Annotated in this window: 11 protein-coding genes and 3 tRNA genes; 8 read left to right on the top strand and 6 right to left on the bottom strand. The window is 73.0% G+C overall.

Annotated features, from left to right (window positions below):
• Nucleotides 1–62: 62 nt before the first annotated feature.
• Nucleotides 63–674, bottom strand: a complete 612-nt coding sequence (locus ACH4OA_RS03580) for an ElyC/SanA/YdcF family protein (protein WP_365875752.1) — start codon at nt 672–674, stop codon at nt 63–65.
• A 384-nt stretch (nt 675–1,058) separates the two neighbouring features.
• Between ACH4OA_RS03580 and ACH4OA_RS03575 the strand changes: the two genes are divergently transcribed.
• The 5 genes from ACH4OA_RS03575 (at nt 1,059) to ACH4OA_RS03555 (ending at nt 7,893) form a co-directional block, all read left to right on the top strand.
• Nucleotides 1,059–1,844: a sirohydrochlorin chelatase gene (locus tag ACH4OA_RS03575; protein WP_397967458.1), complete on the top strand. Its 786-nt coding sequence runs from the start codon at nt 1,059–1,061 to the stop codon at nt 1,842–1,844.
• 81 nt (nt 1,845–1,925) lie between these two features.
• Entirely contained in the window at nt 1,926–3,203 is a 1,278-nt protein-coding gene (locus ACH4OA_RS03570; RefSeq protein ID WP_397967456.1) for a deoxyguanosinetriphosphate triphosphohydrolase, read from the top strand.
• Between the two features lie 94 nt (nt 3,204–3,297).
• Nucleotides 3,298–4,563: an NAD(P)/FAD-dependent oxidoreductase gene (locus ACH4OA_RS03565; protein ID WP_397967453.1), complete on the top strand. Its 1,266-nt coding sequence runs from the start codon at nt 3,298–3,300 to the stop codon at nt 4,561–4,563.
• Nucleotides 4,564–4,610: 47 nt separating this feature from the next.
• Nucleotides 4,611–6,521 (top strand): DNA primase, encoded by a 1,911-nt coding sequence (gene dnaG, locus ACH4OA_RS03560; RefSeq protein WP_397942281.1) that lies wholly within the window; start codon nt 4,611–4,613, stop codon nt 6,519–6,521.
• A 139-nt stretch (nt 6,522–6,660) separates the two neighbouring features.
• Nucleotides 6,661–7,893 carry an RNA polymerase sigma factor gene (locus ACH4OA_RS03555; protein ID WP_397942282.1) on the top strand — a complete coding sequence of 411 codons (1,233 nt, stop codon included), beginning with the start codon at nt 6,661–6,663 and terminating at the stop codon, nt 7,891–7,893.
• 49 nt (nt 7,894–7,942) lie between these two features.
• On the opposite strand, the gene ACH4OA_RS03550 is transcribed toward ACH4OA_RS03555, so the two are convergent.
• From ACH4OA_RS03550 to ACH4OA_RS03535, 4 genes are all read right to left on the bottom strand, one after another.
• On the bottom strand, nt 7,943–9,868 hold the full coding sequence (locus tag ACH4OA_RS03550) for an ABC transporter ATP-binding protein (protein WP_397942284.1): 1,926 nt from the start codon (nt 9,866–9,868) through the stop codon (nt 7,943–7,945).
• Nucleotides 9,868–11,601, bottom strand: a complete 1,734-nt coding sequence (locus ACH4OA_RS03545) for an ABC transporter ATP-binding protein (RefSeq protein WP_397947620.1) — start codon at nt 11,599–11,601, stop codon at nt 9,868–9,870. The genes ACH4OA_RS03550 and ACH4OA_RS03545 overlap by 1 nt, the downstream gene beginning before the upstream one ends.
• A 146-nt stretch (nt 11,602–11,747) precedes the next feature.
• On the bottom strand, nt 11,748–13,187 hold the full coding sequence (locus tag ACH4OA_RS03540; protein ID WP_365875768.1) for an FGGY family carbohydrate kinase: 1,440 nt from the start codon (nt 13,185–13,187) through the stop codon (nt 11,748–11,750).
• Between the two features lie 156 nt (nt 13,188–13,343).
• Entirely contained in the window at nt 13,344–13,649 is a 306-nt protein-coding gene (locus tag ACH4OA_RS03535; protein ID WP_365875770.1) for a YtxH domain-containing protein, read from the bottom strand.
• 158 nt (nt 13,650–13,807) lie between these two features.
• Between ACH4OA_RS03535 and ACH4OA_RS03530 the strand changes: the two genes are divergently transcribed.
• The 3 genes from ACH4OA_RS03530 to ACH4OA_RS03520 all read left to right on the top strand — a co-directional run bounded on the left by ACH4OA_RS03530 (nt 13,808) and on the right by ACH4OA_RS03520 (nt 14,212).
• A tRNA-Asn gene (locus tag ACH4OA_RS03530) sits at nt 13,808–13,880 on the top strand.
• Between the two features lie 6 nt (nt 13,881–13,886).
• Nucleotides 13,887–13,959 (top strand) — tRNA-Asn (locus tag ACH4OA_RS03525).
• Between the two features lie 176 nt (nt 13,960–14,135).
• Nucleotides 14,136–14,212 (top strand) — tRNA-Ile (locus ACH4OA_RS03520).
• Nucleotides 14,213–14,614: 402 nt separating this feature from the next.
• Here ACH4OA_RS03520 and ACH4OA_RS03515 read toward each other — a convergent pair.
• Nucleotides 14,615–15,358: an ANTAR domain-containing protein gene (locus tag ACH4OA_RS03515; RefSeq protein ID WP_397967452.1), complete on the bottom strand. Its 744-nt coding sequence runs from the start codon at nt 15,356–15,358 to the stop codon at nt 14,615–14,617.
• Nucleotides 15,359–15,438: the final 80 nt, after the last annotated feature.

Below are 15,438 nucleotides of genomic sequence, written 5' to 3'. Positions count from 1 at the left end.
CCCGGGTTACGCGCCCGGCACGGCCGCCTCCCCGCGCCGCCCCGGACGCCGTGAGGGGGCCGTCACCGCCCGGCCGCGAGCGCCCGCGCCACCCCCGGCTCCCGCGGTCCGAGGAACCGCGGGTCCGGCCGGAACAGCGCGTCCAGCGCCGCCTTGCCCGCCGCGAACACCTCGCGCGTCCCGCCGTAGTACCAGGTCGCGTCGTGCTTCGCGGCCACCCCGACGCCGTACGAGTCCACCCCCGCCGCCTCGCACAGCGCCACCGCCCGCCGGATGTGGAAGTCCTGGCTGATCAGCACCGCCCGGTCCACGCCGAAGATCCGCTTGGCCCGGACGCAGGAGTCCCAGGTGTCGAACCCGGCGTAGTCGCCGACGATCCGCCGGTCCGGCACGCCGTGCCGGACGAGGTAGGCGCGCATGGCGTCCGGCTCGTCGTACTCCTCCCGGCTGTTGTCCCCGGTGACCAGGACGACCCGGATCCGCCCCGACCGGTACAGCTCGGCCGCCGCGTCCAGCCGGTGCGCGAGGTACGGCGACGGCCGGCCGTTCCACAGTCCCGCCCCGAACACCACCGCCACCTCGGTGCGCGGCACGTCCGCCACCGTGCGCAGCCGGTCCTCGGTGGACACCCGCAGCCAGGCCGCCGGCAGCAGCGCCAGCGCACACCCGGCCATCACCGCCCGCACCAGCAGCCGCCGCCCGGCCCGCGTACGCGGCCCGCGCGGCCGGCGGCCCTCCGCACGACCCGTGTCCTCCACACGCCCCGAGCCCCCCGTGCGACCCGTGTCCTCCGCACGCCCCGAGCCCCCCGTGTGACCCGTGTCCTCCGCACGCCCCGAGCCCCCCGTGCGACCCGTGTCCTCCGCACGCCCCGAGGCCTCCGCACGACGCTCCATGTGATTCCCCCATACCGTCTCCGACCGGTAAGGACGTCCACGGCGCCGGTCCGGTTCGCCGCACCGGCCTCACACCGCGCCGCCGGCCGCGGTGACCGGATGGAAAACGTCCGTGACGGCCCGGCAACGGCCGCGCAACCTCGCGGGACCACGATCGTCGTCATGACGGCGTCGCTCCCCTTCCGCACCGCCGGCCGGCCGCTCTCCGTGCCCGGCCGCCGCCCGGCACCGCCCGCCCTCGTCCTGGTCGCCCACGGCAGCCGCGACCCCCGGGCGCTCACCACCGTGCGGGCCCTGACGCACCGGGTACGCGCGCTGCGCCCCGCCCTCTCCGTGCACCTCGGCCACATCGAGCTGAACGAGCCCCTGCTGCCCGACACACTCGCGGCCCTCGGTGGACCGTACGCCGTCCTCGTCCCGCTTCTCCTCGGCCGGGGCTACCACGTCGGACACGACATCCCGCAGATGGCCGCGGCCGCCGCGGTTCCCACGCGCGTGGCCGGGCCGCTCGGCCCGCACCCGCTGCTCGCCGAGACCCTGCACGCCCGGCTGCGCGAGGCCGGCTGGCCGGCCGCCCCGGACGGCGCCGCCCGCCGGGACAGCGCCGTCGTCCTGGCCGCGGCCGGCTCCCGCGACCCCGGCTCGGCCGCCGACACCCGCCGCACCGCCCGCCTCCTGGCCGACCGCCTCGGCGTCCCCGTCCTGCCCGCCTACGCCTCGGCGGCGGCCCCGACGGTCCCGGCCGCCCTGCGCGCCCTGGCGGCCCGCGGCCGGCGCCGGGTGGCCCTCGCCTCGTACTTCACGGCCCCGGGCCGTTTCGCCGCCCAGTGCGCCGAGGCGGCGCCGTGGATCGCCTCGGCCCCGCTGGGAGCGCACGAGGCCATGGCCCGCCTGGTCCTGCACCGGTACGACCAGAGCCTCGCGGCGCCGTGGGCGTCGGCCGCCTGAGCGGGCCCGCGCGGGGAGCCACGACGGGCCCGCGGCCACCCGGAAGCCGGGCCCGGCGGGCGATGGGCTTACTGTCGTCCCATGGAAGGCACCGCATACGACCCGGAGTCCGCCGAACGCTGGGCCCCCGAACCCGACAAACGGCCCGGCCGCACAGCCTTCCAGCGTGACCGCGCCCGCATCCTGCACTCCGCCGCCCTGCGCCGCCTCGCCGGCAAGACCCAGGTGGTCACCCCGGGCACCCGCGGCCACGCCGGGGACGCCAGCCCCCGCACCCGGCTCACCCACTCCCTGGAGTGCGCCCAGGTGGGCCGGGAACTGGGCGCGGCCCTCGGCTGCGACCCGGACCTGGTGGAGGCCGCCTGCCTCGCCCACGACCTCGGCCACCCGCCCTTCGGCCACAACGGCGAGAGCGCGCTGAACGAGTTCGCCGACGACTGCGGCGGCTTCGAGGGCAACGCCCAGTCGCTGCGGCTGCTCACCCGGACCGAGCCCAAGCGCTTCACCGGGGGACGCTCCGTCGGCCTGAACCTCACCCGCGCCACCCTGGACGCCGCCACCAAGTACCCCTGGCCGCGCGGCGCCCACCCCACCGACCCGGCGTCCCCGAAGTTCGGCGTGTACGAGGACGACCGCCCGGTGTTCGACTGGGTCCGCGCCTGCGCGCCCGGCACCCGCACCTGCTTCGAGGCGCAGGTGATGGACTGGTCGGACGACGTGGCGTACTCGGTGCACGACGTGGAGGACGGGCTGCACGCCGGCCACGTCGACCCGGGCTCCCTGCGCGCCGAGCCGGAACGGCAGGCGGTGTTCGAGGTGGCCGTCGGCCGGTACGTGCCCGCGGACACCGACCCGGCCGAACTCGCCGCCGCCCTGGACCGCCTCCAGGACCAGGAGTGGTGGCCGCACGGCTACGACGGCACGGCCGTCGCCCAGGCCCGGCTGAAGGACGCCACCAGCCAGCTCATCGGCCGGTTCTGCCTGGCCGCCGAGGCCGCCACGCGCGCCGAGTACGGCCCGGGGCGGTTCACCCGGTACGCCGCCCGGCTCGTCGTACCCCGCGCGACCCGGATGGAGTGCGCGGTGCTCAAGGCGGTCGCGGACCGGTACGTGATGCAGCGCGCCGAGCAGGAACGGCTCCGCGCCGACCAGCGGGTGATCGTCGCCGAGCTGGCCGAGGCGCTGACCGCCCGCGCCCCCGAGGGCCTCGACCCGCAGTTCCGGGCGCTGTTCGACGCGGCGGACGACGACCGGGCGCGCAAGCGGGTGATCGTCGACCAGATCGCCTCCCTCACCGACGCCTCCGCGCTCTCCCTGCACGCCGCACTGACCGACCGGGCATATGTGAACGGCACATGACACCCCGTGGCCTGATCGGGTCACACCCTCTTCCCGCAGCACGCCGAGTGCGGGACGCTCCCCTGTGGCGGCACCCTGACGAGGAGGCAAACAAGTGGTCGACGCGGATCAGACATTCGTCATCGTCGGCGGCGGTCTCGCCGGCGCGAAGGCGGCCGAGACGCTCCGGGCGGAGGGCTTCAGCGGACGGGTGATACTGATCTGCGATGAACGCGACCACCCCTACGAGCGACCGCCGCTGTCCAAGGGCTATCTGCTCGGCAAGGAGGAGCGCGACAGCGTCTTCGTGCACGAGCCCGCCTGGTACGCGCGCCACGACGTCGAACTGCACCTCGGCCAGACCGTGGACCGGATCGACCGCACCGCGAAGACGGTCCGCTTCGGCGACGACGGCACGCTCGTGCGCTACGACAAGCTGCTGCTGGTCACCGGCGCAGAACCGCGCCGCCTGGACGTGCCCGGCACCGGCCTGGCGGGCGTCCACCACCTGCGCCGCCTCGCCCACGCCGAGCGCCTCAAGGGCGTCCTGCAGCACCTCGGCCGGGACAACGGGCACCTGGTGATCGCCGGGGCCGGCTGGATCGGCCTGGAGGTCGCCGCGGCGGCCCGCGAGTACGGCGCGGAGGTCACGGTGATCGAACCGGCGCCGACCCCGCTGCACGGCGTCCTCGGCCCCGAGCTGGGCACCGTCTTCGCCGAGCTGCACCGCGAGCACGGCGTCCGCTTCCACTTCGGCGCCCGGCTCGCCGAGATCGTCGGCCAGGACGGAGTGGTCCTCGCGGCCCGCACGGACGACGGCGAGGAGCACCCGGCGCACGCCGTGCTCGCGGCGATCGGCGCGGCACCGCGGGTGGCGCTCGCCGAGGCGGCCGGACTGGAGATCGCCGGTCCCGCGGACGGCGGCGGCATCCTCGTGGACGAGCGGCTGCGCACCCGCGACCCGGACATCTACGCGGCCGGCGACGTGGCCTCCTTCCCGCTCCCGCTGTTCGGCACCCGGCTGCGCGTGGAGCACTGGGCGAACGCCCTGAACGGCGGCCCGGCGGCGGCCCGCGCGATGCTGGGCCGGGAGGCGGTCCACGACCGGGTGCCGTACTTCTTCACCGACCAGTACGACCTGGGCATGGAGTACAGCGGCTGGGCGCCGCCCGGGACGTACGACGAGGTGGTGATCCGCGGCGACGCCGGCAAGCGGGAGTTCATCGCGTTCTGGGTGAAGGAGGGACGCGTGCTGGCCGGGATGAACGTGAACGTGTGGGATGTCACAGAACCCATCCAGAACCTGATCAGGTCCCGGGCCCGGGTGAACACCGACGCCCTCTCCGACCCGCACGTACCGCTCGCGAGCCTCCTCCCCTGACCCCGGCGCGCACCGCCGCGGTCACCGCGCCCCCGTAGAATTCATCCGTGGCCGGACGGATCAACGACGAGGACGTGAAGGCGGTACGGGACGCGGTCCCGATCGACGCCGTGGTCTCCGAGTACCTCCAGCTGCGCAACGCGGGCGGCGGCAACCTCAAGGGCCTGTGCCCGTTCCACGACGAGAAGTCGCCGTCCTTCCAGGTCAGCCCGAGCAAGGGACTCTTCCACTGCTTCGGCTGCCAGGAGGGCGGCGACACCCTCACCTTCGTCATGAAGGTGGACCACCTCTCCTTCTCGGAGGCGGTCGAGCGGCTGGCCGCGCAGGCCGGCATCACGCTGCGCTACGAGGAGGGCGGGTACAACCCGGCGCACCAGCGCGGCGAACGCATCCGCCTGGTCGAGGCCCACAAGGCCGCCGCGCAGTGGTACGCCGAGCAGCTCGCCACCAGCGCCGAGGCCGAGACCGGCCGGATCTTCCTCGCCGAGCGCGGCTTCGACCAGGCCGCCGCCGTCCACTTCGGCGTCGGCTACAGCCCGCAGGGCTGGGACCACCTCATCCGCTACCTGCGCGGCAAGGGCTTCACCGACAAGGAACTGCTCCTGTCCGGACTGGCCCAGGAAGGCCGCCGCGGCCCGATCGACCGGTTCCGGGGCCGGCTGATGTGGCCGATCCGGGACATCGGCGGCGAGGTCGTCGGCTTCGGCGCCCGCAAGCTGTACGAGGCGGACACCGGCCCGAAGTACCTCAACACGCCCGATACGGCGATCTACCGGAAGAGCCAGGTGCTGTACGGCATCGACCTGGCGAAGAAGGAGATCGCCAAGACCAGCCGCGCGGTGGTCGTCGAGGGCTACACCGACGTCATGGCCTGTCACCTCGCCGGGGTCACGACCGCCATCGCCACCTGTGGCACGGCCTTCGGCGGCGACCACATCAAGATCCTGCGCCGGCTGCTGATGGACAACGGCTCGGCCCGGGTGATCTTCACCTTCGACGGGGACTCGGCCGGGCAGAAGGCGGCCCTGCGCGCCTTCGAGGACGACCAGAAGTTCGCCGCCGAGACCTACATCGCGATCGCGCCCGACGGCATGGACCCCTGCGACCTGCGGCTGGCCAAGGGCGACGAGGCGGTGGCCGACCTGGTCGAACCCCGCACCCCGCTCTTCGAGTTCGCGCTCCGCCAGATCCTCGGCCGGTACGACCTGGACACCCCGGCCGGCCGCGCCGCCGCCCTGGACGAGGCCGCGCCGATCGTCGCCAAGATCAAGAACAGTGGCGCGCAGCACGAGGTCGCCGTGGACCTGGCCGGGATGCTCGGCATCCTCGACACCCAGTTCGTGGTCCGCCGGGTCGCCCAGCTCGCCCGCTGGGCCCGCGAGGGCGGCAAGGGCGCGCAGCAGCAGGACCGGCGCCGCCCGGCCGGCGGGCAGCAGTGGGCCGAGGCGCCGCGCCCCGCCAGCTCCGGGCCGGCGCTCACCTTGCGCAACCCGGTCTTCGCCGCCGAACGCGAGCTGCTCAAACTCGCCCTCCAGCGCCCCGAACTGGTCTCGCCCGCCTTCGACGCCTACGGCGTGGACGAGTTCACGGCCCCGCCGTACGCGGCCGTGCGCCAGACCATCGCGGAGGCGGGCGGCGCGGAGTACGGCCTGTCGGACCCGCAGGAGTACCTGGTCCGGGTCCGCGAGGCCGCGTCCGACGACACGGTCCGCGCGATGGTCACCGAGCTGGCCGTCGAACCGATCCTGCGCCGCACGGTGGACGAGACCTACGCCGGCACGGTCCTGGTCCAGATCCGCCGCCGCGCCGTGGAGCGCCGCATCCACGACATCCAGTCCCAGCTGACCCGCCTGTCCACCGGCGGCGACCCCGCCCAGCTCGCCGCCGTGCAGAACGAGATGTGGGTCCTCCAGCAGTACGACCAGGCGCTGCGGGAGCGGGGCGCACAGGCGCTGTGAGCGGGGGCCGGCCGCTGCCCGCCGCCCTCCTGCGCGGCCGTCCGGCCCGGCAGGTGCCGGCCGCATAGTCCGCCGTACCGCATCACCAGGCGGTCACCGCACGGATGCAAAAAGTCACCGCACGCCCCTCGTGGCGGTGTTGTGTCGTACCCCACACTGGGGGCGGTGCCCGAGTCCTCGGAGCGCGCGCTGCCGCACACCTTCAGCAGCGATCATCCTGGAGGTCGCCCACGTGCAGACCCAGACCCTCACCCAGACCGACAGCAGTACCGGCGCCACCAGCACCACCACGAGCGAGCCGGAAGCGCCGAGCGGTGTCCTCGGGGCCGTGCCCCCGCAGAGCCTCGCCGCCGGGCACCCGGAGGCGGCCGAGCCGCCCGCCGAAGAGGCGCCGGAGGCGGACGAACCGGACGAGCCGCCCGACACCGGTATCCCGGCCGTCGCCCGGGCCGAGTCCGGCGGCCCCTCGGCCGACCTGTTCCGCCAGTACCTGCGCGAGATCGGCCGGATCCCGCTGCTCAGCGCCGCCGAGGAGGTGGAACTCGCCCGCCGGGTCGAGGCCGGCCTCTTCGCGGAGGAGAAACTGGGCACCACCCCGGACCTGGACAGCGAGCTGGCGCTCGACCTGGACCGGCTCGTCGTCCTGGGCCGGCTGGCCAAGCGCCGGCTCATCGAGGCGAACCTGCGGCTCGTCGTCTCCGTCGCCAAGCGCTACGTCGGCCGCGGCCTGACCATGCTCGACCTCGTCCAGGAGGGCAACCTCGGGCTGATCCGGGCCGTGGAGAAGTTCGACTACGCCCGCGGCTACAAGTTCTCCACCTACGCCACCTGGTGGATCCGGCAGGCGATGTCCCGGGCGCTGGCCGACCAGGCCCGCACCATCCGGGTCCCGGTGCACGTGGTGGAGCTGATCAACCGGGTCGTCCGCGTCCAGCGGCGGATGCTCCAGGAACGCGGCCACGAGCCCACCGCCGAGGAGGTCGGCGCCCATCTCGACCTGCCGCCCGAGCGGGTCCGCGAGGTGCTGCGCCTGGCCCTGGAACCGGTGTCGCTGCACGCCCCGGTCGGCGAGGAGGACGACGTCGCCCTCGGTGACCTCATCGAGGACGGCGACGCGGCGAGCCCGGTGGAGTCGGCGGCGTTCCTGCTGCTGCGCGAGCACCTGGACGCGGTGCTGTCCACGCTGGGCGAGCGCGAGCGCAAGGTCGTCCAGCTGCGGTACGGCCTGGCCGACGGGCGCCCGCGCACGCTGGAGGAGATCGGCCGGCTGTTCGGGGTCACCCGGGAGCGGATACGGCAGATCGAGTCCAAGACCCTCGGCAAGCTGCGGGACCACGCCTTCGCGGACCAGCTGAGGGGCTATCTGGACTGAAGGGGCCGCCGCCGCGCGGCGGCCCCCGGCGTGATCCGAACGCGAGGCCCTAGTCCACCTCGGCCACGGCCTGCGCGAACTGCGCCTGGTACAGCCGGGCGTACGCCCCGTCCGCCGCCAGCAGCTCGGCGTGCGCGCCCTGTTCGACGATGGAGCCGTTCTCCATCACCAGGATCGTGTCCGCGTCCCGGATCGTCGACAGCCGGTGCGCGATCACGAACGACGTGCGCCCGGCGGCCAGTTTGGCCATCGCCTTCTGGATCAGCACCTCGGTCCGCGTGTCCACGGAGCTGGTCGCCTCGTCCAGCACCAGGATCACCGGGTCGGACAGGAACGCCCGCGCGATCGTGATGAGCTGCTTCTCACCGGCGCTGACCCCGCTGCCCTCGTCGTCGATCACGGTGTCGTAGCCGTCGGGAAGCGTGCGGATGAAGCGGTCCGCGTGCGCGGCCCGCGCCGCCTCCTCGATCTCGCCCCGGGTGACCTCGCGCGCGGCGCCGTACGCGATGTTCTCCGCGATGGTGCCGCCGAACAGCCAGGTGTCCTGGAGCACCATGCCGATCCCGGACCGCAGTTCGTCCCGGGTCATGCTCCCGATGTCCACGCCGTCCAGGGTGATCCGGCCGCCCGAGACGTCGTAGAACCGCATCAGCAGGTTGACCAGCGTGGTCTTGCCCGCGCCGGTCGGTCCCACGATCGCCACCGTGTTCCCCGGCTCCACCGTGAGCGAGAGGTCCTCGATCAGCGGCTTGTCGGGGTCGTAGCGGAACGACACGTGCTCCAGGCACACCCGGCCGCGCAGCCGCTCCGGCCGCGTGCCCGGCACCGGGTCCGCCTCCTGCTCCGGGGCGTCGAGGAGTTCGAAGACCCGCTCGGCCGACGCGACACCCGACTGCACCAGGTTCGCCATCGAGGCGACCTGCGTCAGCGGCATCGAGAACTGCCGCGAGTACTGGATGAACGCCTGCACATCGCCGATGGACAGCGCGCCGGACGCCACCCGCAGGCCGCCGACGACCGCCACCAGCACGTAGTTCAGGTTCGACACGAACATCATCAGCGGCTGCATGACACCGCTGTTGAACTGGGCCTTGAACGCGGCCTGGTAGAGCGCTTCGTTCTGCTCGGCGAACTGCTGCGCCGACTCCTCCTGCCGGCCGAACACCTTCACCAGGGCGTGCCCGGTGTACATCTCCTCGATGTGGGCGTTCAGTTTGCCGGTGGAGCGCCACTGCTGCACGAAGTGCGGCTGCGACCGCTTGCCCACCCGGGTGGCGACCACGAACGACAGCGGCACGGTGACCAGGGCCACCAGCGCCAGGATCCAGGACACCCAGAACATCATCACGAGCACGCCGATGATGGTCAGTACCGAGTTGATCAGCTGGCCCATCGACTGCTGGAGCGTCTGCCCGATGTTGTCGATGTCGTTCGTCGCCCGGGACAGCACCTCACCGCGCTGCCGCTTGTCGAAGTACGACAGCGGCAGCCGCGACAGCTTCGCCTGCACGTCCCGCCGCATCCGGTACATCGTGCGGTTCACGGCCCGGTTGACCAGCCGGGTGGCGACTGCCATCAGCAGACCGGCGACCAGGAACGTGCCGAGCGCGTACAGCAGCACGTGCCCGACGGCATCGAAGTCGATGCCCTCGCCGGGCGTGAAGTCGGTGCCCCCCAGCATGTCCGCCATCCGGCCCTGGCCGTGCGCGCGCATGGAGTCCAGCACCTGCGCCTTGGTGGCGCCCTTCGGCATCTCCCGGCCGATGATGCCGGCGAACACCAGGTCGGTGGCCCGGCCGAGGATCTTCGGGCCGATCACACTGAGGCCCACGCTGACCACCACGCACAGCAGCAGGCCGTAGATCGTGAGCCGTTCGGGCCGGAACATGGCGACGAGCCGTTTCCCCGACCCCTTGAAGTCCATCGAGCGCTGGTCGGGACCCCCGGCCATCATGCGTCCCATGGGACCGGCCATCAGGCGGCCTCCGCTTCCGTCAGCTGGGAGAGCACGATCTCCCGGTAGGTCTCGTTGGCTGCCATCAGTTCCGCGTGCCGGCCGGAGCCGACCACCCGGCCCTCGTCCAGCACGATGATCCGGTCGGCGTCCCGGATGGTCGCCACCCGCTGGGCGACGATCACCACGGTCGCCTCCGCGGTCTCCCGGGCCAGCGCCGCGCGCAGGGCCGCGTCGGTGGCGTAGTCGAGTGCCGAGAAGGAGTCGTCGAAGAGGTAGATCTCCGGGCGCTGCACCAGCGTACGGGCGATGGCGAGCCGCTGCCGCTGGCCGCCGGAGACATTGGTGCCGCCCTGCGCGATCGGCGCGTCCAGGCCGCCCTCCAGCTTCCGCACGAACTCCTTGGCCTGCGCCACCTCCAGCGCGTGCCACAGCTCCTCGTCGGTGGCGTCCGGGTTGCCGTAGCGCAGGTTGGTGGCGACCGTGCCCGCGAACAGGTACGGCTTCTGCGGCACGAGCCCGACGGTCTTGGCGAGCAGCACCGGGTCGACCTCCCGGACGTCCACGCCGTCCACCAGGACCTCGCCCTCGGTGGCGTCGAACAGCCGGGGGACGAGCCCGAGCAGCGTCGACTTGCCGCTGCCGGTGGAGCCGATCACGGCGGTGGTCTCACCCGGCCGGGCCACCAGGGTGACGGACTTCAGCACCGCCTCCTCGGCACCCGGGTAGCGGAAGCCCGCGCCGCGGATCTCCAGGTGCCCGTGGGCGCGCAATTCGGTCACGGGGGCCGTCGGCGGCACGACGCTGGAGTCGGTGTCCAGGACGTCCTGGATGCGCTCGGCGCACACCTCGGCGCGCGGCACCATCATGAACATGAAGGTGGCCATCATCACGGACATGACGATCTGCATCAGATAGGCGAGGAACGCGGTCAGGTCGCCGATGGCCATCTGGCCGCCGTCGATCCGGTGGGCGCCGAACCACACCACCGCGATGGACGACAGGTTCACCACCGTCATCACGATCGGGAACATCAGGGCGAGCATCCGGCCGGTGGCCAGCTGCATGTCGGTCAGCTCGGTGTTGGCCTTGCCGAACCGGCCCTGCTCGTACTCGTCCCGGACGAACGCGCGGATGACGCGGTTGCCGGTGATCTGCTCGCGCAGCACCCGGTTCACCGTGTCCAGCCGGACCTGCATCGACCGGAACAGCGGCCGCAGCCGGCGCACGATCAGCGTCACGGACACGCCGAGCACCGGCACGACGGCGACCAGCACCCCGGACAGCGGCACGTCCAGGCCGAGCGCCAGCACGATCCCGCCCACGCACATGATGGGCGCCGACACCATCAGCGTGAACGTCATCAGGGCCAGCATCTGGACCTGCTGCACGTCGTTCGTCGTACGGGTGATGAGCGAGGGCGCCCCGAAGTGGGCGACCTCACGCGCCGAGAAGGACTGCACCCGGTCGAAGACGGCACCGCGCACGTCCCGGCCGAGCGCGGAGGCGGTCCGGGCGCCGTAGTACACGGCACCGATGTTGCACACGACCTGGACCAGCGAGATGCCGATCATGAGGGCACCGAAGGACAGGATGTAGCCCGTGTCACCCTTCACGACACCGTTGTCGATGATGTCCGCGTTCAGCGTGGGCAGATAGAGGGTGGCGCAGGTCTGGAGGAGCTGGAGCACCACCAGGAGGACGATGGGTTTCTTGTAGGGCCTGAGATAGGTCCGCAGAAGTCGTATGAGCACGCTACGTCTCTCGGAGTCGGCGACAGGGGCGATCGGTTGCCCTTCGCCCCTATCGTCGGACACTCCACCCGCGTTACCTCAACCCATTAATCCGACGGCGTCCGCCGGCCTTGTGGTTTCGGGGTATTGCGTCCCGTCGTGTCCGCCTATGAGGCGAACGCTCCCGGGTGGGTCTGCTCCCGCACCGCCGTGAACTGCTGCCGCACCGCCTGCCCCACGGCCAGCTCCTCGCCCGGCTCCAGCACCTGCGCCGCCGCGCCCTGCCAGGCCGGCGGGGTCCGCGGATCGAGGGTGCCCTGCGACACACCGAGCGCCCAGGCGGCCTGCCGGGCCGCGCCGATCGCCGCGTAGTCCGCCGGCTGCGGTACGACGACCTGCGCGCCGAACAGCGACGGTGCCGCCGCCTGCACCGCGGGCAGCTCCGCGGCGGCGCCCAGCAGGAAGATCCGCCGCACCGCCACGCCCCGCCCGCGCAGCACGTCCAGCGCGTCGGCCAGCCCGCACAGCATGCCCTCGAAGGCGGCCCGCGCCAGGTGCTCGGGCTTCATCGACTCGCGCCGCAGCCCCGCGAGCGTCCCGGCGGTGTGCGGCAGGCTCGGCGTCCGCTCGCCCTCCAGGTACGGCAGCAGCACCAGCCCGTGCGACCCGGGCGTGGACTTCATCGCCAGCTCGGACAGGCTCTCCAGATCCGGCAGGCCGAGGAGTTCCGCGGTGCCGCGCAGGGCGCGCACGGCGTTCAGCGTGGTGACCACCGGCAGGTGCAGGCCGGTGGCGTCGGCGAGCGAGGTGATCATCCCGGACTGGTCGGCCAGCGGCTCCGGGTGCACGGCCATCACCGACCCGGAGGCCCCGAGCGACACCACCGCGTCGCCCAGGCCGATGCCGAGCCCGAACGCGGCGGCCATGGTCTCGCCGGTGCCGGCGGAGATCAGCAGCCCCTCCGGGGTCGTACCGGCCGCGTCCGCAGGGCCGATCACCTCCGGCAGCACCGCCTGGTGACCGAGGGCCAGCTCGACCAGCTCGGGCCGGTAGGCGCCGGTGGCCGCCGACCAGTACCCGGTGGCGGAGGCCCCGCCGCGGTCGGTGGTCCGCCGCACCGGCCGCCCGAGCAGCTGCCAGACGAGCCAGTCGTGCGCCTGGAGCAGGACGGCCGTGCGCTGCGCGTTCTCCGGTTCGTTCCTGGCCAGCCAGCGCAGCTTCGTGACCGACTGGGCGGCCTGCGGCACGGAGCCGACCGCCTGCGCCCAGGCCTCCCGGCCGCCGAGCGCGTCCACCAGATCGGCCGCCGCGACCTGGGCGCGCTTGTCGCCGCCGGCCAGCGCCGGACGGACGGTGTTGCCCTGGGCGTCCAGCGGGACCACCGCGTTCGCCTGCGCCGACACCCCGATGGCCTGCACCCCCTCCAGCAGACCGCCGCCGGCGGCCTCGCCGAGGGAGAGCAGCCAGACCTGTGGGTCCACGTCGCTGGGACGCCCCTCCACCGGATGCGGCGCGTATCCCTGCCGCAGTACGGCACCGGTGTCCGTGTCGCAGACCACGATGCGAGTGAAATCAGGCGAGCTGTCCAAACCGGCGACTATCCCCATGCGGAGAATTTTGCAGCATCCGCGGGGGCCGCCGGGCCCGGGTGCCCCATCACCGCTCCGGCCCCGGGCGGAGTCCCGCGCCCGGCGCCACCCCAGGGTCTTTCGCACGGATCATGCCGGACTCCCACGAGCCCGGCATGATCCGCACGAGAGGCCCTAGGTGGTGCTGGTGCCCCAGTCGTCCCCGGGGCTGCCGTCGACGTTGCGCTCGCGCAGGGAGCGCACCCGCTGGGCCACGGACGCCGGGACCCGGTCGCCGACCTTGTCGCTGACCGTGTGCAGGGCCTTGCCCGCGTACGAGCGGCCCTGCTGGGCGGCGGTCTCGGCGGTGTTCCGGACCGCGGGGTTCTGCGCGATCTGCCGGGCCGACTTCTTCAGCTGCTCGTAGCGCTCACGACCGGCCTTCGTGCCGAGTACGTAACCGAGAGCCAGTCCGGCGAGGAACGTGAGCCGGTAGCGCATGGCTGCCACCCTTCCGGTGCGTAGGTATCTGGTGCGGCGCTGGCGCCGAGAGTACCGATTGGCGGAGCACCCCCCTGCTTGCGCTAATGTATGTGTCGCAGCGAGCGCCCGCCCCCTGGCGAATACCCGGGTAGGTCCGTTCGATGCAGACGAAGCGATCCTCCGTAGCTCAATTGGCAGAGCAGCCGGCTGTTAACCGGCAGGTTACTGGTTCGAGTCCAGTCGGGGGAGCTTCGGTCCTCCGTAGCTCAATTGGCAGAGCAGCCGGCTGTTAACCGGCAGGTTACTGGTTCGAGTCCAGTCGGGGGAGCGCTGAACGAGGGCCCCGGGAGGGGTCCTTTTTCATGTCCCCGGGAACCGCCGGACCCCCCACGCTGTCCTCCAGGTCAGGAGCGGCCGCGACAGCCGACCAGCCGAGGCAGGAGATCGTATGAGCGGCTATGCTGCGGCAGACGGCGCGCACACTTGTACGCGACACGCCGCTATGGGGCGGTAGCTCAGCCGGTTAGAGCAGCGGACTCATAATCCGTCGGCCGTGGGTTCGAGTCCCACCCGCCCCACCAGGCGCCACAGGCGCAGATACGTTCTCACCTGCGCCGATACCGAAAGCGCCACCACGCCGAAGCGTCACCCGAGCGGTGCAAGGGCGTTTGGGTGCCCGATAGGTGCCCGAGAGTTCTGACGGCACGTGAGAAAGACCGGGCGGCCCCCGTACGGCGGACGCCCGCGGGGTCTCGGCGTGACACTGATCACGGACGCCGTGCGTCCGGAAGACGACGAGCGTCCACTACGCCTGCGCTGTCGTTTTGGCCGAATCGTCCGTCAACGTTCGTATCGATGTCATGACTTGACCGCGTCCAGGCGTGAACCGGTCACGTCCTGGGCACGGACCTCCTACCGATGTGCGCAGCCGGGTGGTGCCGGCGACAAGGAGGGCGTCATGGACCGTCGCATCCGGGTACGTGTCAGCCGGCGGCCCTCCGCCCCGCGCGGGCAGGAGATCGATCGCAGGACTCCCTCGGGTCGCGTGCTGCCGTACTGACCCGGCGGACCGCGGCGGCCAGGGCGGACCGCAGCGGTTCCGGCGGGGCCGCGCCGCCGGGCACCGCGCTCCGCGTGACCGCCGCCGCGACCTGCCGCAGCTTGGTGTTGGTCCGCTGGGACGCCTCCCGCAGGATCTCCCACGCCTGCTCCGCGGTGCACGCGTGAGCCGCCATCAGGACGCCGCGGGCCTGGTCGATGACCGGACGCGAGTCCAGCGCCTGGCGCAGCTGCGCTATCTCCAGGCGCAGCACGTCCAGTTGCTCGGCGCGTTCCCGGGCCACCGCGCCGGCCGTGCGGGCGGGCAGGTCCGCGGGCAGACCGCCGCGCAGCGGGTCCACGGCGTCCAGACCCGTCAGCTCCAGCACCCGGCGCGGCTGCCCCCGCCAGCCGGTGGCGGCGACCGGTACGCCCCGCCGGCGGCCGTACGCGCGCAGGGTGTCCAGCACCGCCAGGCCCGCCGTGTCCACGAAGACCACCCCGGTGACGTCCAGGTCGACCCGGGCGGTGTCCGGCGGCAGCGCGGCCAGGGCCGCGGCGAGGAGGTCCGTACAGCCCTGGACCAGTTCGCCCCGCGCGCGCAGCAGGGTCCGGCCGCCCTCCGCGCGGGCGTCGACGGTGAGGGGCTCCGGCCGTCCGTCCCGCGGTGCGCGTGCCGCTGTGGTCATGCTCTTCCGTCCCGCTTCGCCGGTCCCCCCGTCCTTCCCCGCCTGCCCGGTGCGCCACCGCCCACACCCGCCGGCCGGAC

The sequence above is a fragment of the Streptomyces sp. NPDC017095 genome (assembly GCF_044332325.1).
Lineage (GTDB): Bacteria > Actinomycetota > Actinomycetes > Streptomycetales > Streptomycetaceae > Streptomyces.
The sequence above is the reverse complement of the archived record's forward strand: the minus strand, read 5'-3'. Positions and strand labels throughout refer to the sequence as shown.

Bases quoted from the DNA above. Each gene is read 5' to 3' on its own strand.
- ACH4OA_RS03580 (WP_365875752.1), bottom strand. From the start codon at position 674: ATGGCCGGGTGTGCGCTGGCGCTGCTGCCGGCGGCCTGGCTGCGGGTG.
- ACH4OA_RS03575 (WP_397967458.1), top strand. From the start codon at position 1,059: ATGACGGCGTCGCTCCCCTTCCGCACCGCCGGCCGGCCGCTCTCCGTG.
- ACH4OA_RS03570 (WP_397967456.1), top strand. From the start codon at position 1,926: ATGGAAGGCACCGCATACGACCCGGAGTCCGCCGAACGCTGGGCCCCC.
- ACH4OA_RS03550 (WP_397942284.1), bottom strand. From the start codon at position 9,868: ATGGCCGGTCCCATGGGACGCATGATGGCCGGGGGTCCCGACCAGCGC.
- ACH4OA_RS03540 (WP_365875768.1), bottom strand. From the start codon at position 13,187: ATGGGGATAGTCGCCGGTTTGGACAGCTCGCCTGATTTCACTCGCATC.
- ACH4OA_RS03535 (WP_365875770.1), bottom strand. From the start codon at position 13,649: ATGCGCTACCGGCTCACGTTCCTCGCCGGACTGGCTCTCGGTTACGTA.
- ACH4OA_RS03515 (WP_397967452.1), bottom strand. From the start codon at position 15,358: ATGACCACAGCGGCACGCGCACCGCGGGACGGACGGCCGGAGCCCCTC.